This window comes from Corynebacterium sp. MSK035 (genome assembly GCF_030232615.1).
In the GTDB taxonomy this organism is placed as follows: Bacteria; Actinomycetota; Actinomycetes; order Mycobacteriales; family Mycobacteriaceae; genus Corynebacterium; species Corynebacterium jeikeium_D.
On record NZ_JASPJP010000006.1, the window covers coordinates 109,574 to 136,483 of the forward strand.

The following is a 26,910-nucleotide window of genomic DNA, read 5'->3' on the forward strand; positions in this document are numbered from 1 at the left end:
GCTCGTTGAAAAGAAACAAGTTTTCAAGATACTAGCGCCAATCGTGGGAACTTTGCCCCTCAGACGCCGGGTTTTCACTGATAAATGCATAAAAGAAACCGGTTGGCGGGATAAACGCCCGTCAACCGGTAAGAATTCAATACTCGCCCCAAACGGGGCTAAAAGCGTGGACTACTTGGAGTAGTCGTAGAAGCCACGGCCGGACTTGCGGCCGAAGTGACCCGCCTCAACCATGCGCTTGAGCAGCGGAGGTGCCGCGTATGTCGGCTCCTTGTACTCATCGAACATGGCATCGGCAATGAACTTGATGGTATCCAGACCAACCATGTCGGCCAGAGTCAGCGGACCCATCGGGTGCGCACAGCCATTGACCATGCCGGCATCGATGTCCTCTGCGGTAGCGATGCCGTCCTGCAGCATGCGGATAGCGCCGAGGATGTACGGAACCAACAGAGCGTTAACAATGAAGCCCGAGCGGTCCTTAGCGCGAATGACGGTCTTGCCCAGCGCCTCGGAAGCGTACTCGTACGCACGCTCCGACTGAACATCACCGGTCGTCAGAGTAACGACATGCTCTACCAGAGGCAGAACCGGAACCGGATTGAAGAAGTGCAGGCCCATGACACGATCCGGGCGCTTGGTGGCTGCAGCAATGGACTGAATTGGCAGCGAGGAGGTGTTGGAAGCCAGGATGGCATCGTCCGACTCAACAATCTCATCGAGCTGCGAGAAGACGCTGGCCTTTACTTCCGGGTTCTCCACGATGGCCTCGATGACCAGCTCACGGTCAGCGAAGTCTTCCAGCTTGGTGGTGAAGCTAATACGCCCCAGAATCTCATCACGTGCAGACTGCTCTAGCTTGCCACGGGAAACGGCCTTATCCAGCGACTTTTCAATACGGGCGCGACCGGACTCAAGGAACTCTTCCTTGGCCTCCCAGACCTTGACATCGCTACCGGCCTTCGCACAGACCTCAATAATTCCGGAGCCCATCTGACCGGCGCCGACGATACCTACTCGCGAGATGCTATTTGCCATTGGCGTATTTTCCTACCTTCTACTCTGGGTTATTAGTCAGCATTGCGCTTCATCCGAGTGCGCATTCGCTTGACGACGATCACAGCGCACTGGCTTTATTTACACGCTACTCACTTCCCCGGTTCCCCGGGCACGCTTTGCAGGACTTTTTACTTGAATTTTCCCCACGAGGTTTAGGCAGCGGCTAGTACTGCATACGTTTTTCCAGCGCCTGCTGAATATCTTCCAGCTGCTGCTGAGAAGAGCGTGCCAATTCTTGCAGGTCGTTTCCGCCATGCTTTTCCAGTTCTTCCCACTGGCCGAGCATCTTATCCAGGCTGCCTTCCATCAACGTCAGATAAGCCATATCTGCGTGTGGCCCCTCCTCGTTTTCGAGGCGAGTCATGGTGGAGGTGTCGAGCTTGGTCTCAGACGGATCGACATCGACGCCGAGAGTCTTGACTAGCTGCGATTCCTCTTCAGCAAAGATTGGCTCCGCCTGCTGCGCAATCTTTCGGGTCTCTTCCGAGACCGTTTCCTTCGCAATCAGCGTCTGCGATGCTTTCTTCAGCGCCGCAGTATCCGCCGCCAGCTGAGCCAAGTTATCCCGAATAGCGGCGGTGGAGGCAACAGCACTCGGCGCCTGGCTTGACTGATGTTGGCTGCCCTCCAAAGCTGCCTCATCGCTGTCCCCACAGGCACTGAGACCAACGACGAGAGCAGAGGCCAGCACAGCAGAGCCAATACGCAGGCCGCGTCCAATCAGAGAATAGGTGTCGCTGCTGGAAGTGGCTGCGCCATCGCGAATGGTGTCTGAGGACATTAGTCGACCTGCAGCTCGCCCATGCGATCCCAGTCCTGCTTATCTGGCAGTACCTGCGAGACAATCTTCGGGGTCTCAGCGAGCAGCGGCTTCATCGCCTCCAGTCCCTTGGCGAAGTGCTCGGAATTGACGTGGGCTTCACCAGCGTCATCATCGAATGCCTCGACGAGAATGTACTGGTTGGGGTCTTCTACGCTGCGGGACCATTCAAACCACTTGTTGCCAGCCTCTGCGCGGGTGGCAGCGGTGAACTCAGCGACGTGGTCCATCCATTCGCCGGCAAACTCCGGCTTAACTTGGTAATTCACAACGATAAAAATCATGTCGCCCACTGTATGCGCGTCCAAGCAGAATTGCACCCTTCGACGAATAGAGTTTCGCTGAGAATTTTTCTTACGCTGACCTCAGGTGACAGTTATATTGGTTTGTATGATGAACACTCCGCTCATTCTCACGTACCAAGATAAGACCCCACGCATTCATTCCAGCGCCTGGATTGCGCCCGGCGCGGTCATTATCGGTGATGTCGAAATCGGTGCGGATAGCTCCGTGTTCTACGGTTCTGTTCTCCGAGGTGACGTCGCACCGATCCGCATTGGCCAGCGCACCAATATTCAGGACAACTCCACAGTCCATGTCGACCGGGGCGTGCCCACGATTCTCGGCGATGATGTCACCGTCGGACACATGGCCTTGGTCCACGGCACCACGGTTGAAGATGGTTGCCTCATCGGTATGAAGTCCACCCTGCTTTCGCGTTCCCGTATCGGCGCTGACAGCCTCATTGCCGCAGGTGCCGTGGTGTTGGAAGATCAGGTTATCGACCCCAGGTCGCTGGCTGCAGGTGTTCCCGCCAAGGTGCGTCGTCAACTCTCGGCTGAGGAAGCAGAGGGCTTCATCGCCCATGCAGGGCGCTACGTGGAAACAGCGTCCAACCACCGCCACCTCCGCGAGGTCGACCTGGATATGGTGACTTTTAACTAGACCACAGTCGCGCCCGCCGCGGCCAATTCCGCTAGTGCAGCCTTGCCGCGCTCCGGGTCCACCGCCGCGACCTGATTGCTCAAAACGCGGACGGAAAAGCCCTCCTTGAGACCATCCAGCACAGTGGCGCGGACGCAGTGGTCAGTCGCAACACCCACCACATCGATTTCTTCGATGTCAGAGGCGCGGAGAGCGTCGGCAAGCGAAACGCCAGCCTCCGTTGTTCCCTCAAAACCGGAGTAAGCGGCGGCGTACTCCCCTTTCGTAACATCGATGCGCACAGCAGCGGGGTTGAGCTGCTCAAAAAACGCGATGGCACGCTGCATGCCGGGGTGAATTTCCGCACCCGGGGTACCTGCGACACAGTGTTTCGGCCACGTATCGACGTAATCCGGGGTTTCAGAGAAGTGAGTGCCTGGGGCGATGTGATTGTCACGGGTGGTCGCAAGAACCGAGTACTTGTTCGCTGTGCCCGCGACATGCAGATATGTAGCGGTGTACGCTGCCTCAGCACCGTCGACGGCAAGTGCGCCACCCGCGGAAAAATCATTCTGAGCGTCGACGACTACCAGTGCCATGCGGGGGCGCGCCGGGCGCTGTTGTTCCTCGGAGTGGGCGTCGTTGCTGGTGTCTGCCCCGGTGCCAGCGTTGTCCGAGTTGTCCGCATTGACCTGTCGGTAGATTTCGGAGAAGGAAGCGTTCATGGCCTATATCTTGCCACGTGCCCACGTTCAGAGGAGCACGTGAACTATCGACAGGATATCGACGCCCTAGCGACAACACAGAGTCAATCCGGGAAAGCGGTTAAAATTGCTCCGGTAATTCTTTGATACGACGACGGCTCCTGGTCGCGTCCTCCAATACGGGAGGTTTTTATGGCAGGCGGACTTGTCGCGCTGCTTGACGACGTTGCCACGATTGCACGTGCTGCAGCGGCAACAACAGACGATATTGCGGCTGCGGCCGGCAAAGCTAGCGCTAAAGCCGCCGGTGTTGTGGTTGACGACGCTGCGGTAACGCCTAAATTCGTCGAGGGTGTCTCGCCGAAACGCGAGCTGCCGATTATTTGGCGTATCGCCAAGGGCTCCTTGGTCAATAAAATTGTCATTATTCTGCCGATTGCATTGCTGCTAAGTCAGTTTCTGCCCTGGGCGCTGACGCCGATTTTGATGCTCGGCGGCTCCTACCTGTGCTTTGAGGGCATGGAAAAGGTCTGGGAGAAGATTAAGCACCGAATCTCTCCCGATCAGACTGAGCAGGAGCGGATGGAGGCGGCGACCAACCGCACACCACAGAATGAAGATTCCCTGGTGAAGTCTGCAATTTTCACAGACTTGATTCTCTCTGCGGAAATCATGGTGATTTCTCTCAATGAGGTCGCTGATCAGCCACTGCTCAATCGCGCGCTGATTCTTATTGTGGTCGCACTCATCATCACGCTTGCGGTCTACGGCGTGGTGGGCTTCTTGGTCAAGATTGATGATATTGGCCTGCACCTGCAGTCCAAGAAGTCAGCCGGTATCAGCAAGTTTGGTGCGGCGCTGGTCAAAGCCATGCCAATCGTTTTGAACACAATCGGTATTATCGGCACGTTTGCCATGCTGTGGGTCGGTGGCCACATCATGGTGGTCGGCCTCGACGAGCTGGGCTGGCACCTCCCCTACCAGCTGGTCCACAACCTTGAGCAGCTGTTTACCGGTGGCTTCCTCGGCTGGTTGGCCAACACCACCGGCTCACTGATTTTCGGCGCCATCTGGGGAGCAATCATTGTGGCGATTGTCGCCGTGCTGCCATTCGGCCACGGCAAGCACAACAAGTCTGACGAGGAAAATGCAGCGGAGGCCTCTGCCTAACAAGTCTGACGCTTAGGAGTACGTGACCTCGCCGTCGACGTAGACCCAACGTCGCGCACGACGAACAAAACGAGAACGCTCGTGCATCGTGCCGACACCGTCATGGTCATGAAAGGCCGCTTCAAATTCCACGATGCCTTCGCGGTCATCCTCGCCACCATCGACAGCGTTGATGATGGTGAGTCCTTCCCATTCCACACTGTCATCGACATTGATAACTTCCGGGCGGTAGCGCGGATGCCACGTCCGCCAGATGTAGTCCGCCTCGTGGGCAGCGTAAGCGCTGTACCTCGCGGCCATCAGCTCAGCTGCGGTCACTGCCTCCCGCTCACCGCGGTGCAGCGGGCCACAGCACTGCCCGTAGAGTCCCCCACCACACGGGCACAAATCGGAATCAGTAACGCGGGCGCGGGCGAAAAATGCGTTCCCGCTTCCTGCTCTAGCACCGTTTCCTGCTACCAATCCAGACTCCGTTACAGCACTGTTTTCTCTTACCTGCCGACCCATAATCGCCAGCCCCTCCCCAATCTTGCACGTGGTACTAAACACGTCCTAACAACGTCTTTACATACCTACCAATTGGCCCGCAGCACCGCTAGTCGGCTTAGCCCCGAGAGGCTTGACGACGGCTACCGCGTCGCCCTCGGCATTCCTTCCGCAAAGCCCGCAGCGGATTGAATTCCCACCACTGCCCGCTCAGCGAACTGCTCGATGGTGGCCGAACCCGCGTATGTGAACGAAGAACGTACGCCCGAGATAATGCGATCGATCTGGTCCTCCACGCCTTCGCGGCCTGGCTCCAGGTAGATTTTCGCAGTCGAGATGCCCTCTTCGAACATCTCGCGCCGGGCCTTCTCAAAGGCCTCTACCTGTGCATTTCGGCTCTCCACCGCACGGTGTGAAGCCATGCCAAACGACTCCTTGAACATGCGCCCGTCGACGTCCTTTTGGACATCACCTGGGGACTCGAAGGTACCGGCAAACCACGAACCAATCATCACGTTGGACGCACCCGCAGCCAACGCAAGCGCAACATCGCGAGGGTCCTTCACTCCACCATCAGCCCAGACATGCACGCCGCATTCACGGGCAGCTGCAGCGCATTCGAGCACGGCAGAAAACTGTGGACGCCCAACTCCGGTCTGCATTCGGGTTGTGCACATCGCACCCGGACCGACGCCGACCTTAATAATGTCGGCTCCCGCCTCCGCTAGGTCGCGAACACCATTGGCGGTCACGACATTGCCAGCGGCAATTGGCACAGGTGGGTTGAGCGCGCGGACTCGTCGTAAAGCACGGAGCATCGATTCCTGATGACCGTGGGCGGTATCGACAACGAGCACGTCGGCACCTGCGTCGAGCAGTGTCTTCGCGCGCCCTTCAACATCACCGTTGATGCCAAGCGCCGCACCGACGCGCAGCTTGCCCTCCGCGTCGACAGCCGGCTTGTAAAGCGTCGCCCGCAGCGCGCCTTTACGCGTGAGGATACCCACCAGCGCGCCATCGGCATCCACCACCGGAGCGAGTTTGCGCCCGGATGCGGTGAGCTGGTCGAAAGCGTCACGGGGCTCAATATCGGCCGGAAGCGTAAATAGCGAAGTGGACATGAGCGTCCCCACCTGCGCAAAGTTGTCAACGCCCGCCAGATCACGGCCGGTAATCAGACCAACCGGTTTGTTGTCTTCCACCACCACTGCCGCACCGTGCGCGCGCTTCGGCAGAAGATGGCGCGCATACCCCGCGGTGTGGTGAGGCTTGACGACGATTGGAGTGTCGAAAACCAGCCCAGCGGACTTGACCTTGCGGATGGTCTCAGCAGCAATGTCAGCTGGGACGTCCTGCGGCAGGATGGCAATTCCGCCTCGGCGAGCGGTGGTTTCGGCCATCCGGCGACCGGAGATGGCCGTCATATTGGAGACGACAATCGGAATGGTTGTGCCGGTGCCATCATCGGTGGCCAAATCGACACCCATGCGAGAGCCGACGGATGACTTTGACGGCACCATGAAGACATCGCTGTAGGTCAACTCGTAGGGCGCGGACTGATCGTTGAGGAATTTCACACACCCCAGGATATGCCGATTTTTCCGGCGCGCACGGTGAGAGTGCACAGAGGTGAGCATCAGTGGCTGACCTCGCCTGGTGTAGGTTCGAACGGGACTCCATTGACTCAACCGGGATTTTTCAGCCCAGGAAAGATGCTTAGCAGAATCTGATGAAAACGCCGATCAAAGATTACTTGTCCGAAATCGTCGAATCCGTCCGCCCCGATGAGTCTGGCGAGGTAGCGGACTATATTCCCACCCTTGCCCAAGCTAATCCCGACCGCCTGGCACTTGCTATGACCACCGTGTCAGGTCGCACCTACGCCACGGGCGACACCGATACTGAATTCACCATTCAGTCGATGTCCAAGCCCTTCGCTTATGCCGCAGCCATCACCGAGCACGGCACAGACAAAATCGACAGCATTGTGGGCACCGAACCTTCCGGTGAGGCTTTCAACGAGCTGTCGCTGGAGCAGGGCACGCACCGACCAAAGAATCCGATGATTAATGTCGGTGCACTGACCATCAACCAGTTCGTATGCCAGCCAGGTGCCAACTGGAAGACTCGCACCAAGCACATGGTGGAGCTTCTCTCAACTTTGGCTGGCCGTAAGCTCCGCGTTGACTACGATGCCTATGAATGCGAAATGGACACTGCCCATCGAAACATGTCCATCGCACATATGCTGGCAGCTTACGGTTTCATCGAAACCACGCCCCACGATGCTGTCCGCGGCTACACCGCACAGTGCTCCGTGCTGGTCAACACTCGCGATGTCGCCATGATGACCGCAGTGTTGGCCAACGGTGGCGTTAACCCGGTCACCAATCAGACTGTGCTCGGCCGCTCGGTTGTTCGCAGAGTCTTGTCCGTGATGGCTATTGCCGGCATGTATGACGAGGCCGGTGAATGGTTTACCGAGGTCGGGATTCCCGCCAAGAGCGGTGTCGCCGGCGGCTTGCTGGGAGCGCTGCCTGGACAGGCGGGTCTTGCAGCCTTTTCGCCGCGATTGAACGACCACGGCAACAGCGTCCGCAGCATTGCCATCTTCCGGAAGCTCTCCGAAGATTTGGGTCTTCATCTCATGGATGCCGATGCGATTGGTTCGCGTGCGCTGCGCGGTACGCGCGTCAGCAATGGCCGCTCGATCATCGAGATTCAGGGCCCAGTCAACTTCACTGCGGCCGAGATCATTCTCAACAGGTTGGCGACTTCCACACCGTCGGAAAGCGAAGTTGTCTTCGACGTCAGCCGCGTTGGCATTGTCAACCCGGTGGGACGCACGTTGATTCTGGAAGCGATGCGACGTCTGAGCCATGACGGCAAGGAGATCTTGTTCTACGACCCGGAGGGCGTACTGCCGAACCCAGATATGGGCGAGGGGCTGCTGCCAGTCATCCTCCAGGATGCGCCGTAAACTACGCTAACCGAAATCCAATATGGTGACGTTCGGGTAGTCTTGAACGATCGTAACGCCCGAAAGGCAGCAGCGCGAGAACAACCGGAGGGATGTAAATGCAGGTCAGCGATGTGGCATTAGTCTTCGAGGGCGGAGGGACTCGCAATAGTTACACGGCACCTTTCGTCGAGCGGCTACTTCGCGAGAGCATCGATGTCGGCTGGGTCGGTGGCGTAAGCGCCGGCGCCTCTCACGTGGTCAATTACCTTTCCCGGGATATCCAGCGCTCTATAATTAGCTTCACTGACTTCATCGCACAGCCGAACAGCAGTGGCTGGCGCCCAATGTTGCGCGGGCGGGGCTATTTCGATGCCGAGTACATCTACGAAGACGCGGGACTTCCCGACGGCGCCATGCCCCTGGATTACGAGACTTTTAAGAACAATCCAACTCCCTACCGGATTTCTGCTGTCCGAGCGGATACGGGCGAGACCATCAACTGGGGGCCGGACGATATCCCAGATCTACCTACGCTGATGAAGTACACTCGCGCCAGTTCGACGATTCCGGGTGTCATGCGTATGCCCTATATTGATGGCGTTCCGTTCGTCGACGGTGCACTGGGATCATCAGGTGGCATTCCCATTAATGCCGCCGAAGCAGATGGTTTCAAGAAGTTCCTCATCGTCCTGACTCGCCCGAAAGGATTCCGTCGCACCGCCCCTAAGCGCCCACAGCTACTGCGCCAGATTTTCCGCAGTAACCCGGTGGTGGCTGAGCTGCTTATCACTAGACACGAGCGCTACAACGCTTCTCTCGATTGGGCTGCTGAGCTTGAACGAAAAGGCCAAGCATATGTTTTCTACGCCAATAACATGAGCATCACAAAGGCGGAGCGGAGGCGGTCGAAGCTGCTGCACAACTACGAGCTCGGCCGGGCGCAAGCCGATGCCGAATGGCCAGCAATTCGAGAGTTCATGGGCTTATAACTCCCGCCACCTTTAGGAAGCTTTTCGTTCATTCCTCTTTACTGTGTACGTAACCTTGTGTTAACCTTTGCGTAGCGAACAACCTCGTTAGGTAAGGCTCCTATATCCACATAGGCCGCTGCCCTGCACTTTATCGAGAGTTTCGAAAGACTCTCGAAGCAAGGGTCCATCTCAAGTGGCCACCTTTAGTTACGGCATTACATTGCCAACACTCTTAGGCGGGGAGCCATAATTTTTCAATCAACAGAAATTCCCTCCTAGCAAAGGAGCTGGGATACCTGGAAAAGGATCCACAATGACACAGACACAGAACACCATCGCCAACTTCTTCAAGCCGAAGTCTTCAATCAGCCCGTACAGCCTCCTGCCTGACACCGTAAGCATGCACATGACGGATTCTTACATTGCGCTGCCGGAGGACATCACGGTCGGTGAGGCACTGAGCACCTACGCAGCCGAATTTGCTGGTCTCGATGACGATACCTGTGTCTTCCTCGTCGACGATGAAGGCTACCTGACCAGCGATATTACGCTGAAGGAACTCCGTGAGTACGCCGACCGCGATGCCTACATGAACACCGTCGGCGCCCCGGTGAAGGTCTTTGTCAAGCCCGAGGATCCAGCTGCAATCAGGGCTCGCCAGCTTATTGACGGGCCGCTCAGCGAGCTGCCCGTCGTCCGCAGCGGCAAGCTGGTAGGTGTCCTCACCGACCGCATCTCTGAGCGCATTCTTGGCAGGACAAAGGCAGCTAAGAAGTCAAAGAAGTCCAAGGGATTCTTCTCGCCGATTACCGCGTTTTTCGGCGCCGCCAATAACTAGGGCGACTAACTTGGGTAGACGACCCGAGTAACTCAATAGGCCAGCTAGCGTTTGCTAGCTGGCCTATTGTTGTTACCACACTGTTCTATCCCCACAGATGAGAGCCCTCAGGAGGCAACCGTGATACGAGACTGGATTCGGGTAGCCCTGGGCATGTTCGCGGTTGCGTTTGGAGCCAACCTCTTCGCACCACTCCTGCCCGCGTATCGAATAACCGATGCTCTCAACCAGTCCCAGGTCACCTTTCTCTTCGCCATCTACGTCGCAGGACTCATCCCCGCGCTACTCATCTGCGGCCCACTTTCCGACCGGCTCGGCCGTCGCGCCATCATCCGGCCTGCACTCATAACCTCTGCCGTTGGCTCAGCCGTCCTACTCACCGGCATCTGGTTCCACTTCCCATCACTTCTGGTAGGACGTCTTATCATCGGCATTTCGATGGGCATGGTAATGGCCGCCGGTGCCTCGTGGATCAAAGAAATTGCGCCCGTCGCACCTCAAATTTCTGCCCGGCGCGCAACCGTTGCACTCTCCGCCGGATTCTCCCTCGGCCCCCTGGCTTCCGGGTTGGTCGCAGAATTCACCCCGCGCCCTGATGTCATCCCCTATCTTGTTCATCTCGCACTGCTGCTTTTTATCGCACCAATAACATGGAACGCTTCCGGAGGACTTCCAAACGCAGCGCACAGCGACTCTCCGCAACGGTTCTTCTCCTCCGCCACGCTTAGCCCGAGGTTCCTGTGGGCAGTCGCCGCTTGGGCACCGTGGGTCTTCGGCGCTGCGTGCACATCCTTCGTCGTCCTGCCAACAATCGCCGAATCCCGCTACCCCATCGCCTTCGCCGGGCTCATCGCCTGTATCACGATGGGCACCGGCGTTTTGGTGCAACCACTGGTCACTCGCATCAGTTCCAGCAGCTTTATCCCGCCAGCTATTTTCGGTCTTGGCTTAACGACGGTCGGAATGCTGCTCAGTCTTATCGTTGCACTCACCCAGAATGTGTGGAGCGTTTTCCCCGCTGCTCTAGCTCTCGGTGCCGCGTACGGCGTGATGATGGTCTCCGGCCTCCGCGAAGTGCAAATTATCGCACCGCCAGCCGAGCTGGGCGCTGCGACTGCTATCTACTATTCGCTGACCTATGTTGGTTTCTTCGCTCCTTTTGTTATTTCTTTCGCAGCACCGAAATTCGGATTCGTGCCCGTTTTCATCTTCGGTGCGATTATTGCGTTGGTATCCACGTACCCCGTGGCAAAGGTTGCACAGTCTGCGGTGAGGTCCGACGGAGCGTCGTGAAGCAGACGCGACTGAAATTCTTGATATTGGGAAGCGTGCTGAGGCGAGCTCTTGTATTCTTTCTTTCACAAAAGATTGGCTCCGGCTCAGGACATCTGATCAGGTTGCATAGGTTGTTGAAATTCAGCTCGATGGAATGAGGAATCATGAAGCAGCGCAGCTCTGGAATGTGGAAGAAAATTGCGACAACCGTCGTCGCAGGTTGTACAAGCGCCGCCCTGCTCACCGCATGCGGCTCGGGAGAAGAAAGCAACAATGCCGGTGGCGAGGCAGGCAAAGAGTCGACCAGCAAGATGACGAAGGCAGACGGGTCAGCTCCAGCTGCATCCGAAGATCAGCTCCTGCTCACTAATGAAGTTCAAGGTGTGGACTTCTCCAACAACAGGATTAATGGGTACAAGGACGCAATGGAGATGTTTTCGGAGGATTCTTTAGATATAGAGCCGGCCGAATGTGCCACTTTCATCAAGCCAACGGAAGAATTGGAGCGAGCTGTCAGTTCTTTCGCTAATTTGGACGCGGAAAAGGTCACCATCGCTGTCTCAGTATTGAAGAACCCTCAGACCTACCAGGAGTACACAGATGTTCTTAACAAGTGCTCTGAGGTGACCGCTTCGATGGATGCTTCCGACCTCGTAAACGAATCCATGGAAGGCCAGGAACTTCCTCCTGAGGCGCAGGAGATGCTCAATGACATGGATATGACAACCACCATGAAAATGCACCGGGAAAAGTGGGAGCCGGATCTTTCCGTCAAGCCAGATGAGCTCACTGCACACGCGACAGTTGTGGACATTAGCTCCGGTGGCACTAATACTGATGCCACCAGCTACGACATTGTCGGCGTTGTCAATGGCGTGATGGTGATGGTGTCCGCTGCCCCGATTCCAGACGTTCCATCAACCGGCGCGGAAAATGCGACACAACCGATGGAACTTGCACAGGCGACCCCAGAGTCCAAGGAAGCGGCAAAGAAGCGCGCCTTGGAGGTCTTCGATGCCCAGGCAAAGAAGATTATGGACGCCGCTTAGTGGCCGCTTGGCTGCGCTGCTTTTGAAAAGTTGCGGCGTGCGGCGCGCTAAAACTCCGTTAATTCCTGCACTTTGGGACTCCAGAACGCAGCGCGTGGTGCACTAAGAGTTTTGAAGTGCGGGCTTGTTAGTTCATCAAGAGCCCGGACGTAACCGGGAACCATATCCCGCGGGATTCGCAGCCCCATAGTCAGGTGCGGAATCCAGCGGGAGCCGCGACCTTCAGGGTTAAGACGACTGATCTCACGAGCGGCTTCTTCCAGCTCATCGCTTGTTTCTAATAACCATGCGACAGTCTGTTTACTCTTTGTGCCGAACACTACCGTTCCTACCCTGCGGAATTCCGCAGGCATCAGCGGTGGGAGAATTTCGGCTGCTCGTTGGATTACCTCCGGGCTCATGGTCGGTGCGAAGGTGACAGTGATGTGGGGCTTTTGATTCTGCTGCGGGAATCCACGCTCTGCCAGTTGCACAAATATCTCTTTAACCTGCGCCTCTTGCTCAGGCAGAAGGTACATCAGGATGTTGTCGGGTGACACCATGTGACGTTTACTCCTCCCCTATTGCTGTCGGTCGACACGTTTGAGGCGCTACCCAAGGGCGCCGTTACTAGAGCTCCTAACCTAAGGCACTTAGGACCTTGCACCCCAGAGCATAGCGTAGGGATTTTCCACAATTTATAACCTACCTATAGAAATTTCTAGCCTCTTGTTATTTAGCCCGGTAAAAACCACTTTTTATTGGGATAATGGGGATAGACAGGCTTCCTGAAAGCTTTCTAGACCATCTTCAAAGACAGTGTGGAGTGACGGCCGATTCTCCACACTGCACAAATACCTACACGGCTGGAAAGGTAAGTAAAGACATGGCACCGAAACCTAAAAAAATTACACCCCCCGAAGAATCAAAAGCTGGTGAAGAGCAAGGCAAGCTTCAGCCGCGATGAGCTCGCGGATTTGCTGGAGACGCTGGCAGCTCGCATCCGCGCCGGGGAAATGACTCTCGGCACTGGTGAGTCCACGGTGACGATGACCATGCCGACATCGTTTAATACCACGATGGAAGTCGTCGATTCCCGAAAGCGTGCTGGCATCGAGCGCGAGCTGGAGCTGGAAATTGACTGGATGGTCGACGAGGCTGGCGAGCCCGTCGAAAAGCCAGGACCAGCATCTGGCTTCGCAATCTCCTAGCAGGCTTGTTGCTGTCCGGTTTGGTCCGCGCAGTGTTGACTAAGCAAAGGGCGACTTCGGAATTGTCTTCCGAAGTCGCCCTTTGTCTTGGCTCTTAATTCTGCAGGCCTTACGCCTTAAGCACGTATCGCAGAATCTCTACAACCTGGTCGGTCGTCGTACACCACGCCGAATACACCCGCCATACACCCACGCCTACCCACATCGCATGAGGTGACGCTAACCTAATTCGGGAAAATCCGCGACGAAGGGAACGCGCATGGCCAAGGGCAAGAAAGGCGACAAGGGCAAGAAGACGCACGCCGCCAAAACCAAGAAAAAGGCTGCGGCAACGACCTCGCTACGCCTGCCCGAATACTCGAAGGCCGAGGCCAAGGCCGCGAAAAAGCTCGCCGGCAAGGACCCCTTCAAACTGGCCGCAATGACGCCGAAGAAGAAGTGCTGCAAATCCGGCATCCGCTGCCTGCGCTGCCCCGTGGTGCTACACAAGCTCAATCGCGAGATCAAAAACGGCGAAGTCGACCACGCCGCCCTGCTGCTCGTCGCCGCGAAAGCCCGGATCCGGTAGCCGGCCCTCGCCCCCCCCCAGCCCGCCGTCGGGCCCGTCCTATGAGCAGTGGTGTCGCGCACTGTATGGCACTGGTACCGATTCTCCCGGGCTGTCTGCTCTTCGGACACCGGCTCACACGCGTCACTCCAAGCACCGCGACAACGCTCCAGCGAACTCCCGCCAGGTCAGGAAGTTTTATTCCGTCGACATGAGGCCTCGGCCAGAACCGGGAATGCGGCCGTCGGAGGATGACACCTTGTGTATCCTTTGAGTGTCATTGAGCCCTGAAGGAGCAAGAAAGTAGCATGACCCGCCCCTCCTCCGCCGCCTCTACGGTGGGCTTCCAATCTCATGCCCTGCGTTTCGCACCGCGCCGCTCGGACTGGTCCCGCGCGACGATTGGGCGCGACCTCTCGGCAGGCCTCATGGTGGCCCTCGTCGCACTCCCTCTCGCGCTCGGCTTCGGCGTTGCGTCCGGTGTCGGCGCGGCGGCCGGAATTACGACGGCCATCGTTGCGGGTATCCTGGCCGCGATCTTCGGCGGTAGTAACGTCCAAGTAAGCGGCCCGACCGGCGCAATGACCGTCGTGTTAATCCCCATCGTGGCCAACCATGGTGCCGATGGGGTTCTCGTCGTCGGCGTGCTGGCAGGGCTCATGCTGCTCGTACTGGCGTTCACCGGCGCTGGCCGCGCGATGAAGTACATGCCACTACCTGTCGTCGAAGGTTTCACCGCCGGTATTGCGTTAATCATCGGCTTACAACAGCTGCCTGCAGCACTTGGTGTTGACGTGGAGGGCGAGAAAGTCCTCGGGTTGGCGTGGGGCTCAATCAATGCTTGGTTAGATGCTCCGGCATGGCAGGCGCCCGTGATGACCCTTGCAGTAGCGGCTGGAATCGTGCTTGCTGCGCGCGTCCGTAGTGGCTTCCCCGCGGCGCTAGTGTTGGTAGCTGCAGCGACAGCCATCAACATGCTGGCAGACAGCGGCCTGAAGACAATCGGCTACATCCCGTCGACATTGCCTGCTCCGCGCTGGCCAGAGATTCCGTGGGAGCACCTGGATTCATTGCTGTTTGCAGCGGTCGCCGTCGCAGCTCTCGGTGCGCTGGAATCGTTGCTGTCTGCGACGGTTGCCGACGCAATGACTGTCGGCGACCGGCACGATCCCGACCGCGAACTCTTCGGGCAGGGCGTGGCCAACGTCGTCGCGCCCCTGTTCGGCGGGATTCCCGCAACCGCCGCGATTGCCCGAACTGCCGTCAACGTGCGTGCAGGCGCAGGCACACGCCTGGCAGCGGTGTTCCATTCGCTGCTCCTGCTCGTGGCCGTGCTCGTCGCGGCCCGGTGGGTGGGCGAGATTCCTCTCGCCGCGCTCGCCGGCGTGCTCATCGCCACTGCGATTCAGATGATCCACCCGCGGAACCTCCGCTCGGTGATACGCGCCACCAAGGGCGACGGGGCGACCCTGCTCATCACAGCTGCCGCCACCGTCGTGTTCGACCTTGTCGTCGCCGTACTCATCGGCCTTGTAATGGCGGGCTTCTTCGCACTGCGCGAGACCGCCCGCACTGCGGTGTTGGAAGCCGCCCCACTAGACGAGGGGGACCACCGCGACAAGGAACGCGAGCTCCTCGACGAGCACATCGCCGCCTTCCGTATGGAAGGCCCTCTCTTCTTTGGCGCAGCGCACGATTTCCTCCTCGAGCTCGCTGATGTCTCGTCGGTCAAGGTTGTCGTGCTCCGCATGCGCTACGTTACGACGATCGACGCCACCGGCGCCCAGATGCTCGCCGACACGATTGGGCGCCTCGAACGCCGCGGTACCAGGGTCCTGCTCGCAGCCACGAAGCCCGAACATATTCCGGTGTTGCGCGAACTCGGCGTATTCGACCAACTTGCGCACGAGAATCACGTCTTCGACAACACTCTCGACGCCATCGCCCACGCCCGACTGCATGCCGCACGCATTCAGCATGAAGAGTCTGATGGCGCACCCGGGACGCCGCAGAGTCAATAGCTTGGCTGAGCCAGACAATGGTCACTCCGTCGCAGTCGCCCCTGCGATCGTGGGTCCACATCCCCATCGCGCGATGCTTGAAAAACCTTTACACGTTGCACTTAAACTCCTCGACGTGTCGTTGCAAAGTCACCTTCTCATTCGTGAAGCCGATGTGGGTGTAACCGCTTGGCGCGTAGCATTGGCGACATGCGCATTTTCACCGTGGGCCACTCCAACCTCGAGTTCGAGGACTTCGCTGAAATGATCGAGGCTGCCGGTGTGGCATCCATCGTGGATGTGCGCAAGCTTCCCGGGTCCAGGAAGTACCCGTGGTTCAACGGCGACCACCTTGCCGAACACCTTCCTACATGTGGCATCACTTACAGCAGAAGCGAGGGCCTCACCGGGCGGCGCAACGTGTCCCACTCGGTGCCGTTTGAGGTTAACGGCAACTGGCGTAACCGCAGCTTCCACAATTACGCCGACCATGCGCTGGGCGAGGAGTTCTCCGACGCAATCTCGCAGCTACGGGCGAACGCCGCGGAAACCCCCACCGCAATCATGTGCGCCGAGGCGGTGTGGTGGCGCTGCCACCGGCGTATCATCGCCGACCACCTCATCGCCCACGGTGACGAGGTTGGCCACATTATGGGTCTGGGTGCAGCCGGGGCGAAGGTGAGCGAGGCAACGCTCAACGACGGCGCAGTCATCGGCAACGATCTCCTCGTGCGCTACCCCGAGCGGGGCTAGCGCGTACACCAGAGGCCAGTGGGTGCGGAAACTCGGACTACGACCCAGTGAGCCACGGCATCCTCCTCGGCCTGACCTAAGGCGCGACTTACGCCTTGTATTCATGGAGCGCCCACCACCTTATGAGCAGCAGCATCGGAGGCACACCAGCGGATAGCACGCTCAAACGAGCTTTAGGTTAGGAAATCTGAACCGCGCAATCTAAGAAGAGCACCGGCAACCCCGGTAGTGTGCCCCAAAGCGTCGAATCGAAAAACGTACTACCGACTTGCCACGGCCCTAGACGTCGAGCTTGAACTCCACGGCATCTCGTTGCAAAGTTACCCCCTCTCGTTAACACCATCAAAAGGAGTGTTATCCAATGAAAGCGTTCGGCTTCTTAAGCTTCGGGCATTACGCCTTCGGCAGCTAGCGCGGGCCATCTGCGGAAAAGATCGCCAAGACTCATCTGGAGATCACCCAGGCTGCGGACGAAATCGGCGTGAACAACGCGTCCTTTCGTGTCCACCACTTCGCGCCGCAGGCCTCCGCCCCGATGCCGCTGCTGGGTGCTGTCGCGGCCACTACCAAACACATCGAGGTGGGCACCGGTGTCATCGACATGCGCTATGAAAACCCGCTCTACCTCGCCGAAGAGGCCGCGTCGCTGTACCAAATTTCCGGTGGCCGCGTGGCCCTGGGCATCTCGCGCGGCGCCCCCGAGGTGGCTGACCGCGGCTGGGAGGCCTTCGGCTACTGGGGTAAAGCGCCCAACGGCGCGGACGTGGCGCGAGCCCACCTCGAGGCGTTCATGGCTGCAGTGGACGGCAACGGATTCGCCACCGCCGCACCGCTGGACCGGCAGTACCCCAACATATTCCAACCCGGCTCCGCCCTGCCGGTCTTCCCCATGGCGCCCGAGCTGCGTAAGCACATTTTCTACGGCTCCGGCACCCACGCTTCTGCCGAGCAAACCGCCAAGGGCGGGCTCAACCTGATGTCCTCCACCCTGGTCTCCGAGACCACCGCCGAGACTCTGGGCGAAATCCAGGCGGATCAGATCAGCCGCTATCGCGCCGCGTGGAAGAAGGCGGGCCACGATTGGACGCCGCGCGTGTCGGTGTCCCGCTCTATCTTCCCCATCGTCGACGGCGCGGACATGCAGTTGTTCGGCATGCAGGCCTCCGGCTCCGATCAGGTGGGCATGCTTCCCGACGTCGGCGCCTCCACCTTCGGCCGCACCTATGCCGCCGAGCCGGACAAACTCATTGAGCAGCTCAAAGCCGACGCCGCCGTCATGTCCGCCGACACCCTGCTCATCACCATCCCCACCGGGATGGCGTCGACGTCAACGTGAAGATCTTGGACAACTTCGCCACGCATGTCGCCCCCCGCGTTGGGTTGGCAGCCGAATCACGAAGGCCCAGTTACCGGCTATCTCATCGACTAATTCCTGCAGTTCGCAAGCTCTTCGCTTCAATGTCAGTTCAGTGCGTGTTGAATAGTTCAGTAATTGCTGTATAGTTCAGTATATGCTGACTATTGCTTCACGCCTCGACGTCATGAACCGGCTCGGCCGGGCCATGGCGGATCCGACGCGCTCCAGAATCCTGATCACCCTACTCGACGGCCCGAGCTACCCGGCCGTGCTTTCGCGCGACCTGGACCTGACCCGCTCGAACGTCTCGAACCACCTGACCTGCTTGCGTGACTGCGGCATCGTCGTCGCCGAGCCGGAGGGCCGCAAGACACGCTACGAAATCGCCGATCCGCACCTCGCGACAGCGCTCAACGCACTAGTGAACGCAACGTTGGCTGTCGACGAAAACGCCCCGTGCATCGACCCTGAGTGCTCGGTGCCCGGCTGCGACGGAAAAGGAGCGGACGCATGAGTTCAGCATGTGGATGCGAACACGAACCAGCCACGGAGATCGAAGATCTCGATCGGCCATGGTGGAAGGACCCCGAGTTGCTACTGCCGATCTTCTCCGGCGTAGCCCTCTGCATAGGTCTGGCGCTGGACTGGTCCGGACTAGAGACACCCGCGACAGTTCTGTTCTGGATCGGCCTGCTGCTAGGGGCGTATACGTTCACGCCCGGCGCTATCCGGAACCTTGCCACGAAGCGCAAGCTCGGCATTGGTTTGCTGATGACGATCAGCGCGGTCGGCGCGGTAATCCTCGGTTACGTCGGAGAGGCGGCGGCGCTAGCGTTCCTGTACTCGATCGCCGAGGCACTGGAAGACAAGGCGATGGACCGGGCCCAGGGCGGACTGCGGGCACTGTTGAAATTGGTACCGCAGACCGCGACGGTGCTGCGCGACGGTACGACGGTCGAGGTCGCAGCGAAGGATCTCGTGGCTGGCGAGCTGATGCTCGTGCGCCCCGGAGAGCGGATCGCCACGGACGGCATCATTCGGTCTGGGCGCTCCAGCCTTGACACCTCAGCGATCACCGGAGAATCCATTCCGGAGGAGGTTGCGCCCGGCGACGAGGTGCCCGCGGGAGCAATCAACTCCGCCGGCGTGCTGGAGGTCGAGACGACCGCAGCTGGAACGGACAACTCGCTGACCACACTCGTGGACCTGGTCGAGCAGGCGCAGGCGGAAAAGGGCGACCGCGCCCGGATCGCCGACCGGATTGCCCAACCCCTAGTGCCCGGGGTGATGATCCTGGCGGTGCTGGTCGGCATGATTGGCTCGCTGCTGGGCGACCCCGAGACGTGGATCACCCGCGCGTTGGTGGTCCTGGTCGCAGCATCGCCGTGTGCACTGGCAATCTCCGTGCCGCTGACGGTCGTGGCCGCGATCGGCGCGGCCAGCCAGTTCGGCGTGGTCATCAAATCCGGCGCGGCGTTCGAGCGACTCGGCGGCATCCATCACCTGGCGGTGGACAAGACCGGAACCCTTACCCGCAACCAGCCCGAGGTTACCGACGTGGTCCCGGCAGACGGATTCGATCCGGCGCAGGTGCTTGCTTTCGCGGCGGCAGTTGAGCAGCAATCGACGCACCCCCTCGCTGCGGCGATCGCGGCAGCGGTGCCCGAAGCGCCCGCTGCCTTGGACATCAGCGAGGAAGCCGGGCATGGCATCGGCGGCACCGTCGAAGGTCGACGGGTACTTGTGGGCAGTCCCCGGTGGATCGACGCCGGGCCACTGAAGGCAGACGTTGAGCGCATGGAGTCCGAGGGTCAAACCTGCGTCCTTGTCACCGTCGATGACGCCCTCGCCGGGGCGATCGGGGTCCGCGACGAACTGCGGCCCGAGGTGCCCGAAGCTGTGCAGGCCCTGCACGCCAACGGCGTGGAAGTGAGCATGCTCACCGGCGACAACACTCGCACCGCCCGGGCGCTGGCTGAAATCGCCGGAATCGACGACGTGCGCGCCGAGCTGCGTCCAGAGGACAAGGCAAGCATCGTCGCCGAGCTCTCCTCCAAGACGCCGACGGCGATGATTGGCGACGGCATCAACGACGCTCCTGCGCTGGCGGGCGCGACGGTGGGCATAGCAATGGGAGCGACCGGCTCTGACGCCGCAATCGAGTCCGCTGACGTCGCCTTCACCGGCCACGACCTCCGGTTGATCCCGCAGGCGCTGCAGCACGCCCGTCGAGGCAGCAGGATTATTAACCAGAACATCGTGCTGTCTCTGGCCATCATCATCGTGTTGATGCCGCTGGCGATCAGCGGCGTGCTGGGTCTGGCCGCCGTCGTATTGGTTCACGAGGTCGCTGAAGTTATCGTGATCTTGAACGGCCTGCGGGCTGCGCGAGCGAAGCGCTGACGCGCACCTTCGCCCAGCGCGCGGCTCTCCAGCGCGGATCTTTGAAGGATCGAGCTGCTCAGGGACCAAGCGTCGTCTCAAAACTTTTGATGCCGCGCTTCATCGACACGACCCGCGACTACCTGGGCAGCGTATTTAGCAAAAGGACTCGACACCCGTCAGGGTTGCCGAGCCGTCGCCGGTCCAGTTGCTGTAACCAACTAGATGGAGATTCTTCATCGCGGTTTCACGGCCACGCATGAGGTGGCGGAATGGACCGAGGGCCGGACGGAAACCAGTGCACCAGATTAGATGGTCGTGGTCGAGCTCGCTCAAGCTATCGAAGATGGAGGTAGCGGTGAGCTGGCCGGCGTCGCGGAGCTCACGTAGATGAGGAAGCGCGAGAATGTCCCCGAGGTTCGGGTCGGAATCGCCACCGAGAATCCGACGACGGCTGCTACCGTAGGCCTCGTTGCCTAACTGACACCAACGCCGTGTCCACTACTCGGGGGACACCCCCAACATTAATGCTGCCCTGCCGGCAGACCAGGGCGGCCGTGTGAGTATCGGACAATAATGCGTAGTCCTCCAAGGTTCTGGACACAGGGGCTTTCCCCTTTCCTCAGTGGTGCGACCAGAGGGAGTAGAAACATCCACCCCGGTGCACCCGCTGCGGTGACAACGACCCATCGCCCGCAGCAGGTGGCAATCGTCACGGTTATCCCTCTTTTTCAGATTCCTGTCCTCGGGATCAGAAAAAGACGGGGACCTGTCATAGGTCAGTGAGCATTTGCTGCATCTGGGCAATCTCGTCCTCCTGGTCGTTGATAATTTGTTCGGCCAGGGTGATTGCATGGGGATTCTGGCCGTCAGCAACCTCGTCACGGGCCATGTCGACCGCGCCTTCGTGGTGGGCGGTCATCTGCTCCAGGTAAAGGCGGGCGGCGCCGGTGCCCTGGGCTTCCTCAAGGGCTGTCATGTCCTCCTGGCTCATCATCCCGCTCATGCTACCCATCTCGCCGTGATCCATTCCACCTATCTCATCCATGGTTCCCATGCCCCAGAGTCGGTGACCGGCTGCTGGTCCCAGGCCTCGAGCATGGCGTTCATCCGGTCAATCTCCGGTCCCTGGGCGTCAATAACTCCCTAGGCAAACTCCACGACCTGGGCGGGGATGCCCTCCTTGGCCAAGAGCATCTCACTCATTTCCACGGCCTGCTTGTGATGGGGGATCATCATCTGGGCAAACATGATGTCCGCGTCGTTGTGATCGGCGGAGATCTCCCCGTCCTCCTCAGTCGCCGCCCTGGTGGTCTCGGTCGTCTCAGCGGTAGTCGTCGCAGTGCTGGTGGCCGAGGTGGTGGCGTCGGTGTTGCCTGAGTCGGTGGCCTCACCGCAGGCGGCCAGCACCAGGGTGGAGGCCACGGCGAGAGCGGAAAGAATAAGGGTGCGCTTTATGGTGGAGCCCTTTCAGGGTCATATGGGGTCAGTGGAGAGAAGTGATGGATCAGTGGACGGCGGTGGATTTCGGAGTAGGCGTGGTGTGTTACTCCTTCGGACTGGTGGGAGCCAGGTGGGCCGGGTCCAGATCAATCCGGCGCAACAACTGGGCGTTCAGGGCCACCACGATGGTCGAGGCAGACATCAAGATCGCGCCCACGGCCGGGGACAGCACGAACCCGATCGAGGCGAGCACTCCGGCGGCCAGCGGCACGGCGAGGATGTTGTAGCCAGAGGCCCAGACCAGGTTCTGGATCATCTTGCGGTAGCTGGCCTGGGACAGCTCAATCATCGACAGCACTGCCCGCGGGTCATCACTGGCTAGGACCACCCCGGCAGATTCCATGGCCACATCCGTGCCGGCACCGATGGCGATACCGACCTCCGCACGGGTCAGAGCGGGGGCGTCATTGACACCGTCACCGACCATGGCCACGCTCAAACCCCGGTCCTGCAGCTGCATGACCTTGGTGTCTTTGTCCTGGGGCAGGACCTCGGCGAAGACCTCATCGATCCCCAGGTCCTGGCCAACCGCCTGGGCCACCTGCTGCGCGTCACCGGTGATCATCGCGACCTTCACCCCGCGGTCCTGCAGGGCTTTCACGGCGGCGCGGGATTCGGGGCGGATCTTGTCCTCGACGGCCACCGCACCGATAATCTGACCGTCGCGGACAATATGGAGCACACCGGCCCCACGCCCGGTCCAGGCACTGGTGGTGTCGGTGAGCTCGGCCGGGGTGGTGAGGTTGAACTCGCGTAGCATGTTCGGCCCGCCCACGAGGATCTCAGCGCCATCGACAGTGGCCCGGACCCCCCGGCCGGAGGCGGCGCTGAAACCAGTTGCACGCATTTGCCGACGGGAGGCCTCGGGATGGGCGGCCGCGGCCGCCACGATGGCGCGGGCCACGGGGTGCTCGCTGTCGGCCTCCGCGGCGGCGGCCAGGGCCAGCAGCTCGCCCTCGGTGACGCCGACAGCTGCTGCGACACCGGTGACCGCGTGCGCACCCTCGGTCAGGGTGCCGGTTTTGTCGAAGAGCACCACGTCGATGGTGCGCATCCGCTCGAGCGCCATCCGGTCCTTGATGAGCACCCCGGATTTCGCGGCCCGCTCGCTGGAGATCGCAATGACCAGCGGAATCGCCAGGCCCAGGGCGTGCGGACAGGCGATGACCAGCACCGTGACCGTGCGCACCACGGCATTGTCCGGGCTGCCAATGATGGTCCACACCACCGCGGTGATCAGAGCGGAGATCAGCGCGAACCAGAACAACAACGCTGCCGCCCGATCCGCCAGGGCCTGGGCCCGGGAGGAGGACTCTTGGGCGTCGGCAACCATGCGTTGGATCCCGGCCAGGGCGGTGTCCCCGCCGGTAGCCTCCACCCTGATGCGGACGGTGTTGTCGGTGGCCACGGTACCGGCGACCACCTTGTCACCGGTGTCGCGGAAGACGGGACGGGATTCGCCGGTGATCATCGCCTCATCGAATTCGGCGGCTCCGTCGATGATGGTTCCGTCGGCCGGCACCCGGGCACCGGCCCTCACCAGCACGACGTCGTCGACGACCAGCTCGGAGATGGCCACGGTGCGGGTGGTCCCGTCGATGGCTTTCTCGGCCTCATCCGGCAGCAGGGCAGCCAGCGCGTCAAGCGCGGAGGACGCGGCCCCGAGAGCACGCATCTCCAGCCAGTGGCCCAGCAGCATGATGGTCACCAGCAGGGCCAGCTCCCACCAGAAGTCCAGGTCAAAACCGCCCAGCCCCAGAGTGGTGACCCAGGAGGCGACAAACGCCACGGTGATGGCCATGGCGATCAGGAGCATCATCCCGGGTTGGCGGGATTTCAGTTCTTTCCATCCGCCCTTGAGGAAAGGCGTTCCGCCGTAGACGAAGATGATCGTGCCCAGCACCGGGGGGATCCAGGTGGATCCGGGGAATGCCGGGAGGTGGTAGCCGAGCAGGTGGGCGACCATGGGGCTGAAAATAACGGCGGGAATGGACAGAATCAGCGACCACCAGAAGCGGTCCCGAAACATTGCAGTGCTGTGTCCAGCGTGTTCGCCGTGACCATGAACGTGGTGGTCTTCGTCCAGGGCGGAGTGCGGGTGATCGTGGGGCATCCCCTGGCCGTGGGTGTCGGCATCTGTGTGGTGTTCGTGGCTGGCATGATCCGGGTGGTGGGTGTGGTCTGTTTCCGGAGCGGGGTGATCACCATGGTGATCGCCGGAATGGTGGGGAGTGCTCATGACGTTCCTTCCGCTCAACCCGGTCGGGGTCGAGATGATGGGTAAAACTGATCAGGATAAGACGGTGTAGCCGGCCTCCTCGATGGCCCGGCGAACCATCTCCGGAGGTACGGCACCGGTGACCGTGACGGTGGAAACACCACCAGCAGCGAGGTCAATCTGGACGTCGTCGACCTGGGGGAGCCCCTGAAGGGCCTGAGTCACGCTTTTCGCGCAGTGCCCGCAGGTCAGGCCGGTGACCTGGTAGCTAGGGGAGGACCCTCCTGCTGACGAGTCGCTGGCGGCAGGGACGGAGGCGGTGTCGGCACGTGAGGCAGGTCCGCAACAGCTGCAGCCGTGGGAGGCCATCGGCAAGAGGCGGGGCGGGGAGGTGATCATGGGAAAGCTCCTACGGGTCGGTGGGATGCGGTAACGCTCGCTAGCATATACCCCCCTGGGGTATATTTTCAAGGAGTGGAGGGCACGGCCCTCACACGGGGCAGGGTGTGCTCACCGAGCAGCCTCCTCACTGTCGGGAGGGGACAGCGGGAGGCGGAGGGCAAACACCGCTCCGCGACCGGGTCCGGGGGAGGTGGCGGTGAGAGTGCCGCCGTGGGCCTCGATCAATGCCTTGGAGATGGTCAGACCGATACCAGACCCGCCGTTGTCCCGGCTGCGGGCGGCATCCCCCCGGTAGAAGCGCTCGAAGATGTGTCCGAGCTGGCCAGGTGGGATGCCCTCGCCGTCATCGGCGACGTGGATGAGCGCGGTGGACGCCCCCTGTCGGTGGACGCTGATCTGGACCTGCCCGCCGGCCGGGGTGTGCCGTAGCGCGTTCGACAGGAGATTGCTCATCACCTGGCCGAAGCGTTGCCGGTCCACGAGCACCCGGGCGGTGTCCGTAATGGTCTCGACCTGTAAATCGACGCCTTTGTCAGCATAAGCTTCCCCCGCGGCAGCAGCGGCGGTATGGAGCAGATCCCCGAGCCTTTCCTCTGCCAGGTCCAAATCGATCCGGTGTTCCTGGGCTCGGGAGACATCGTCAATGTCTTCCATCAACCGGGTCAGGCGGGTGAGTTGGTCAGCCATGATCGTATGGTTGGCATTATTCCAGTCCACGACCCCGTCCTGGAGACCATCGAGGTAGACCATGAGCACCGATAAGGGGGTGCCCATTTCGTGGGCCAGATCAGAGAGCATCTGGCGGCGGACCTGTTCGGTGTGTTCCAGCCGGTCGGCCATGGTGTTGAAGGCATCCGCCAGGGTGGCGACCTCGGGGCCTGCTTCTCCGGCGGGCACGCGGATACGGAAGTTACCGGCCGCCAGGCTGGTAGCGGCGCGGGCGAGATCCTGCAGGGGGGTGCGCAGACGCCGCGATAACCACAGGCTGGCCAGTAGGGCGCTGATCAAGGCAGTGGGCAGGGCGACGGCCAGGGTGATCAGGTTGGCGTCCCGGTAGGCCTGCTCGGCATGGAACAGCTCCAGCGAGGGGTCCTCCCGGCCGGCCATCAACATATGATCATGGAACAGGGTCGGCCCCACCGTCGTGGCCACGGCCGCGGCCACCATCAGGCTAATCACCACGACCAACACCTGGGCGGCCAGGAAGCGGAAGGTCAAGCCGGGTCCGTGATTCATGGCTGCCCCACCCGGTAGCCCACGCCACGCACGGTGTCGATAAACCCCCGGCCTCGGGTGTCGGTGCCGAGCTTGCGACGCAAGTTGCCGATGTGGACATCGACGATGCGTTCATCACCGACCCAGGTAGTGTCCCAGACCTCGGTGACCAGGTCGTGGCGGGTCAGCGCCTGGCCGGGGCGCAGGGCCAGGGCAACCAGCAGCTCGAACTCCGTGCGGGTGAGCTCCACGGTAGTCTCCCCCACCCGCACCTGATGGGCGACGGGGTCAAGGATGAGGTCACCAACGATTAAGGGGGTGGTCACCTGCGGTGGGGTGGTGCTGGTGCGCGGGCGGCGCAGCACTGCATGCACCCGGGTCACCAGTTCCCGGATGCTAAAAGGTTTGGTGATGTAGTCATCCGCCCCCAGGGTCAAACCGCTGATCTTGTCGTCCTCGCTGCCACGCGCGGTGAGCATGAGGATGTAGCAGTCCGAGAAGGTGCGGATCCGTCGGCACACCTCCAGGCCGTCGAGTTCGGGCAGCCCCAGATCCAGCACTACAACATCGGGGGAAAAGCGACGGGTCTCGTCCACGGCCTGGGTGCCGGTGTGCGCCTGACGGGTATCGAAGCCTGCCCGGATGAGGTAGGAGGCCACCATCTGAGCCAGGGGTTGTTCATCATCGACGACCAGCACCCGCCCCGGGGGCGTGGCGGTGGTCGGTGTGTGGTCAGCCATAGACCCCAGTATCGCTCCGGTCAGAGGGGAATACCATCCTCGCTCAGTGCCCGGCGGGGAATCTTCATCAAATCTTCAAACATAACCTTTCACCGCCGTCACCCCTGTGCCCCACCCCGGGCCGGCGGCATCACCTCCCTTGGTCGGTTCAGCAGGCGCCACCAGGGATTTCACTGCAAGCACCGCATACCCGGGGCGGGTAGAAGGACATCGACCACGGCTGTGGGGTGGTGTCCCGGTGGTGACCCAGCTCACCGAATTCACCCTCTTTTCGCCCTGCTATAAGGCCGTGAGCAGGGTTTTTGATTTCTAGTCCGTCAGGCACCCGTGCTAGATAAAGGTATG

The 26,910-nt window shown here is 60.4% G+C and carries 25 protein-coding genes and 2 pseudogenes; 14 read left to right on the forward strand and 13 right to left on the reverse strand.

Annotated features, from left to right (window positions below; genetic code table 11):
- Positions 1-171: 171 nt before the first annotated feature.
- The 3 genes from QP978_RS05510 to QP978_RS05520 form a co-directional block, all read right to left on the reverse strand.
- Positions 172-1,038, reverse strand: a complete 867-nt coding sequence (locus QP978_RS05510) for a 3-hydroxybutyryl-CoA dehydrogenase (protein WP_070546090.1) — start codon at positions 1,036-1,038, stop codon at positions 172-174.
- A gap of 184 nt (positions 1,039-1,222) precedes the next feature.
- The gene (locus QP978_RS05515; protein WP_070546088.1) at positions 1,223-1,840 is read right to left on the reverse strand and encodes a hypothetical protein; all 618 of its coding nucleotides are present in this window, start codon (positions 1,838-1,840) and stop codon (positions 1,223-1,225) included.
- Complete coding sequence (locus QP978_RS05520; RefSeq protein WP_070546114.1) at positions 1,840-2,163, reverse strand: putative quinol monooxygenase; 324 nt, start codon at positions 2,161-2,163, stop codon at positions 1,840-1,842. The genes QP978_RS05515 and QP978_RS05520 overlap by 1 nt, the downstream gene beginning before the upstream one ends.
- 109 nt (positions 2,164-2,272) lie before the next feature.
- Here QP978_RS05520 and QP978_RS05525 point away from each other — a divergent pair, with 109 nt between their 5' ends.
- A complete protein-coding gene (locus tag QP978_RS05525) occupies positions 2,273-2,824 on the forward strand; it encodes a gamma carbonic anhydrase family protein (protein WP_502870676.1) in 552 nt (183 codons plus the stop codon).
- On the opposite strand, the gene QP978_RS05530 is transcribed toward QP978_RS05525, so the two are convergent.
- A complete protein-coding gene (locus QP978_RS05530; protein ID WP_284856936.1) occupies positions 2,821-3,528 on the reverse strand; it encodes an isochorismatase family protein in 708 nt (235 codons plus the stop codon). The two genes, QP978_RS05525 and QP978_RS05530, sit on opposite strands and share 4 nt — an antisense overlap.
- Positions 3,529-3,699: 171 nt before the next feature.
- On the opposite strand from QP978_RS05530, the gene QP978_RS05535 reads away from it, so the two are divergent.
- Positions 3,700-4,677: a DUF808 domain-containing protein gene (locus QP978_RS05535; protein ID WP_070642068.1), complete on the forward strand. Its 978-nt coding sequence runs from the start codon at positions 3,700-3,702 to the stop codon at positions 4,675-4,677.
- 12 nt (positions 4,678-4,689) lie between these two features.
- Here QP978_RS05535 and QP978_RS05540 read toward each other — a convergent pair whose 3' ends face one another.
- Together QP978_RS05540 and QP978_RS05545 are read right to left on the reverse strand one after the other, a co-directional pair.
- Complete coding sequence (locus QP978_RS05540) at positions 4,690-5,139, reverse strand: YchJ family protein (RefSeq protein WP_101738793.1); 450 nt, start codon at positions 5,137-5,139, stop codon at positions 4,690-4,692.
- Positions 5,140-5,306: 167 nt separating this feature from the next.
- Positions 5,307-6,740, reverse strand: coding sequence for a GuaB1 family IMP dehydrogenase-related protein (locus tag QP978_RS05545; protein ID WP_049189377.1), 1,434 nt, complete (start codon positions 6,738-6,740; stop codon positions 5,307-5,309).
- 152 nt (positions 6,741-6,892) lie between these two features.
- On the opposite strand from QP978_RS05545, the gene QP978_RS05550 reads away from it, so the two are divergent.
- The 5 genes from QP978_RS05550 (at position 6,893) to QP978_RS05570 (ending at position 12,258) form a co-directional block, all read left to right on the forward strand.
- Complete coding sequence (locus QP978_RS05550; protein ID WP_049189376.1) at positions 6,893-8,143, forward strand: glutaminase; 1,251 nt, start codon at positions 6,893-6,895, stop codon at positions 8,141-8,143.
- A gap of 98 nt (positions 8,144-8,241) precedes the next feature.
- Positions 8,242-9,114: a patatin-like phospholipase family protein gene (locus QP978_RS05555; protein ID WP_049189375.1), complete on the forward strand. Its 873-nt coding sequence runs from the start codon at positions 8,242-8,244 to the stop codon at positions 9,112-9,114.
- A 295-nt stretch (positions 9,115-9,409) separates the two neighbouring features.
- A complete protein-coding gene (locus QP978_RS05560; protein WP_049189374.1) occupies positions 9,410-9,934 on the forward strand; it encodes a CBS domain-containing protein in 525 nt (174 codons plus the stop codon).
- A gap of 69 nt (positions 9,935-10,003) precedes the next feature.
- The gene (locus QP978_RS05565) at positions 10,004-11,227 is read left to right on the forward strand and encodes an MFS transporter (RefSeq protein WP_371259701.1); all 1,224 of its coding nucleotides are present in this window, start codon (positions 10,004-10,006) and stop codon (positions 11,225-11,227) included.
- 146 nt (positions 11,228-11,373) lie between these two features.
- Entirely contained in the window at positions 11,374-12,258 is an 885-nt protein-coding gene (locus QP978_RS05570; protein ID WP_049170669.1) for a hypothetical protein, read from the forward strand.
- A gap of 47 nt (positions 12,259-12,305) precedes the next feature.
- Here QP978_RS05570 and QP978_RS05575 read toward each other — a convergent pair whose 3' ends face one another.
- On the reverse strand, positions 12,306-12,800 hold the full coding sequence (locus tag QP978_RS05575; protein ID WP_049170665.1) for a 2'-5' RNA ligase family protein: 495 nt from the start codon (positions 12,798-12,800) through the stop codon (positions 12,306-12,308).
- Between the two features lie 372 nt (positions 12,801-13,172).
- Here QP978_RS05575 and QP978_RS05580 point away from each other — a divergent pair, with 372 nt between their 5' ends.
- From QP978_RS05580 to QP978_RS05610, 7 genes and pseudogenes are all read left to right on the forward strand, one after another.
- On the forward strand, positions 13,173-13,448 hold the full coding sequence (locus QP978_RS05580; protein WP_049170663.1) for an amphi-Trp domain-containing protein: 276 nt from the start codon (positions 13,173-13,175) through the stop codon (positions 13,446-13,448).
- 259 nt (positions 13,449-13,707) lie between these two features.
- Positions 13,708-14,016, forward strand: coding sequence for a hypothetical protein (locus QP978_RS05585; protein WP_049170660.1), 309 nt, complete (start codon positions 13,708-13,710; stop codon positions 14,014-14,016).
- 287 nt (positions 14,017-14,303) lie between these two features.
- Positions 14,304-16,016 carry a SulP family inorganic anion transporter gene (locus tag QP978_RS05590; protein ID WP_284856938.1) on the forward strand — a complete coding sequence of 571 codons (1,713 nt, stop codon included), beginning with the start codon at positions 14,304-14,306 and terminating at the stop codon, positions 16,014-16,016.
- A 189-nt stretch (positions 16,017-16,205) separates the two neighbouring features.
- Positions 16,206-16,748: a DUF488 domain-containing protein gene (locus QP978_RS05595; protein WP_187404096.1), complete on the forward strand. Its 543-nt coding sequence runs from the start codon at positions 16,206-16,208 to the stop codon at positions 16,746-16,748.
- Positions 16,749-17,109: 361 nt separating this feature from the next.
- Positions 17,110-18,177 (forward strand): annotated as a pseudogene (locus tag QP978_RS05600) (LLM class flavin-dependent oxidoreductase).
- A gap of 82 nt (positions 18,178-18,259) precedes the next feature.
- Positions 18,260-18,619 (forward strand): Cd(II)/Pb(II)-sensing metalloregulatory transcriptional regulator CmtR, encoded by a 360-nt coding sequence (gene cmtR, locus QP978_RS05605; RefSeq protein WP_012359887.1) that lies wholly within the window; start codon positions 18,260-18,262, stop codon positions 18,617-18,619.
- Entirely contained in the window at positions 18,616-20,508 is a 1,893-nt protein-coding gene (locus QP978_RS05610) for a heavy metal translocating P-type ATPase (protein WP_284856939.1), read from the forward strand. The genes cmtR and QP978_RS05610 overlap by 4 nt, the downstream gene beginning before the upstream one ends.
- A gap of 135 nt (positions 20,509-20,643) precedes the next feature.
- Here the strand turns inward: QP978_RS05610 and QP978_RS05615 are convergent, their stop codons facing one another.
- The 6 genes and pseudogenes from QP978_RS05615 to copR all read right to left on the reverse strand — a co-directional run bounded on the left by QP978_RS05615 (position 20,644) and on the right by copR (position 26,565).
- Positions 20,644-20,823, reverse strand: a complete 180-nt coding sequence (locus QP978_RS05615; RefSeq protein ID WP_224784021.1) for a hypothetical protein — start codon at positions 20,821-20,823, stop codon at positions 20,644-20,646.
- Between the two features lie 436 nt (positions 20,824-21,259).
- Positions 21,260-21,945 (reverse strand): annotated as a pseudogene (locus QP978_RS10835) (DUF305 domain-containing protein).
- 88 nt (positions 21,946-22,033) lie between these two features.
- A complete protein-coding gene (locus tag QP978_RS05630) occupies positions 22,034-24,229 on the reverse strand; it encodes a copper-translocating P-type ATPase (protein WP_284856941.1) in 2,196 nt (731 codons plus the stop codon).
- 51 nt (positions 24,230-24,280) lie between these two features.
- On the reverse strand, positions 24,281-24,607 hold the full coding sequence (locus tag QP978_RS05635; protein ID WP_048731341.1) for a heavy-metal-associated domain-containing protein: 327 nt from the start codon (positions 24,605-24,607) through the stop codon (positions 24,281-24,283).
- Positions 24,608-24,718: 111 nt separating this feature from the next.
- Positions 24,719-25,846, reverse strand: a complete 1,128-nt coding sequence (copS, locus tag QP978_RS05640; protein WP_284856943.1) for a two-component system sensor histidine kinase CopS — start codon at positions 25,844-25,846, stop codon at positions 24,719-24,721.
- Positions 25,843-26,565, reverse strand: coding sequence for a two-component system response regulator CopR (gene copR, locus QP978_RS05645; RefSeq protein ID WP_038626116.1), 723 nt, complete (start codon positions 26,563-26,565; stop codon positions 25,843-25,845). The genes copS and copR overlap by 4 nt, the downstream gene beginning before the upstream one ends.
- Between the last annotated feature and the right edge of the window lie 345 nt (positions 26,566-26,910).

Excerpts from the sequence above, each read along its gene's own strand:
- QP978_RS05510 (WP_070546090.1), bottom strand. The coding sequence starts at position 1,038 with ATGGCAAATAGCATCTCGCGAGTAGGTATCGTCGGCGCCGGTCAGATG.
- QP978_RS05515 (WP_070546088.1), bottom strand. The coding sequence starts at position 1,840 with ATGTCCTCAGACACCATTCGCGATGGCGCAGCCACTTCCAGCAGCGAC.
- QP978_RS05520 (WP_070546114.1), bottom strand. The coding sequence starts at position 2,163 with ATGATTTTTATCGTTGTGAATTACCAAGTTAAGCCGGAGTTTGCCGGC.
- QP978_RS05525 (WP_502870676.1), top strand. The coding sequence starts at position 2,273 with ATGAACACTCCGCTCATTCTCACGTACCAAGATAAGACCCCACGCATT.
- QP978_RS05530 (WP_284856936.1), bottom strand. The coding sequence starts at position 3,528 with ATGAACGCTTCCTTCTCCGAAATCTACCGACAGGTCAATGCGGACAAC.
- QP978_RS05535 (WP_070642068.1), top strand. The coding sequence starts at position 3,700 with ATGGCAGGCGGACTTGTCGCGCTGCTTGACGACGTTGCCACGATTGCA.
- QP978_RS05550 (WP_049189376.1), top strand. The coding sequence starts at position 6,893 with ATGAAAACGCCGATCAAAGATTACTTGTCCGAAATCGTCGAATCCGTC.
- QP978_RS05555 (WP_049189375.1), top strand. The coding sequence starts at position 8,242 with ATGCAGGTCAGCGATGTGGCATTAGTCTTCGAGGGCGGAGGGACTCGC.
- QP978_RS05560 (WP_049189374.1), top strand. The coding sequence starts at position 9,410 with ATGACACAGACACAGAACACCATCGCCAACTTCTTCAAGCCGAAGTCT.
- QP978_RS05570 (WP_049170669.1), top strand. The coding sequence starts at position 11,374 with ATGAAGCAGCGCAGCTCTGGAATGTGGAAGAAAATTGCGACAACCGTC.
- QP978_RS05575 (WP_049170665.1), bottom strand. The coding sequence starts at position 12,800 with ATGGTGTCACCCGACAACATCCTGATGTACCTTCTGCCTGAGCAAGAG.
- QP978_RS05585 (WP_049170660.1), top strand. The coding sequence starts at position 13,708 with ATGGCCAAGGGCAAGAAAGGCGACAAGGGCAAGAAGACGCACGCCGCC.
- QP978_RS05590 (WP_284856938.1), top strand. The coding sequence starts at position 14,304 with ATGACCCGCCCCTCCTCCGCCGCCTCTACGGTGGGCTTCCAATCTCAT.
- QP978_RS05595 (WP_187404096.1), top strand. The coding sequence starts at position 16,206 with ATGCGCATTTTCACCGTGGGCCACTCCAACCTCGAGTTCGAGGACTTC.
- cmtR (WP_012359887.1), top strand. The coding sequence starts at position 18,260 with ATGCTGACTATTGCTTCACGCCTCGACGTCATGAACCGGCTCGGCCGG.
- QP978_RS05610 (WP_284856939.1), top strand. The coding sequence starts at position 18,616 with ATGAGTTCAGCATGTGGATGCGAACACGAACCAGCCACGGAGATCGAA.
- QP978_RS05630 (WP_284856941.1), bottom strand. The coding sequence starts at position 24,229 with ATGAGCACTCCCCACCATTCCGGCGATCACCATGGTGATCACCCCGCT.
- QP978_RS05635 (WP_048731341.1), bottom strand. The coding sequence starts at position 24,607 with ATGATCACCTCCCCGCCCCGCCTCTTGCCGATGGCCTCCCACGGCTGC.
- copS (WP_284856943.1), bottom strand. The coding sequence starts at position 25,846 with ATGAATCACGGACCCGGCTTGACCTTCCGCTTCCTGGCCGCCCAGGTG.
- copR (WP_038626116.1), bottom strand. The coding sequence starts at position 26,565 with ATGGCTGACCACACACCGACCACCGCCACGCCCCCGGGGCGGGTGCTG.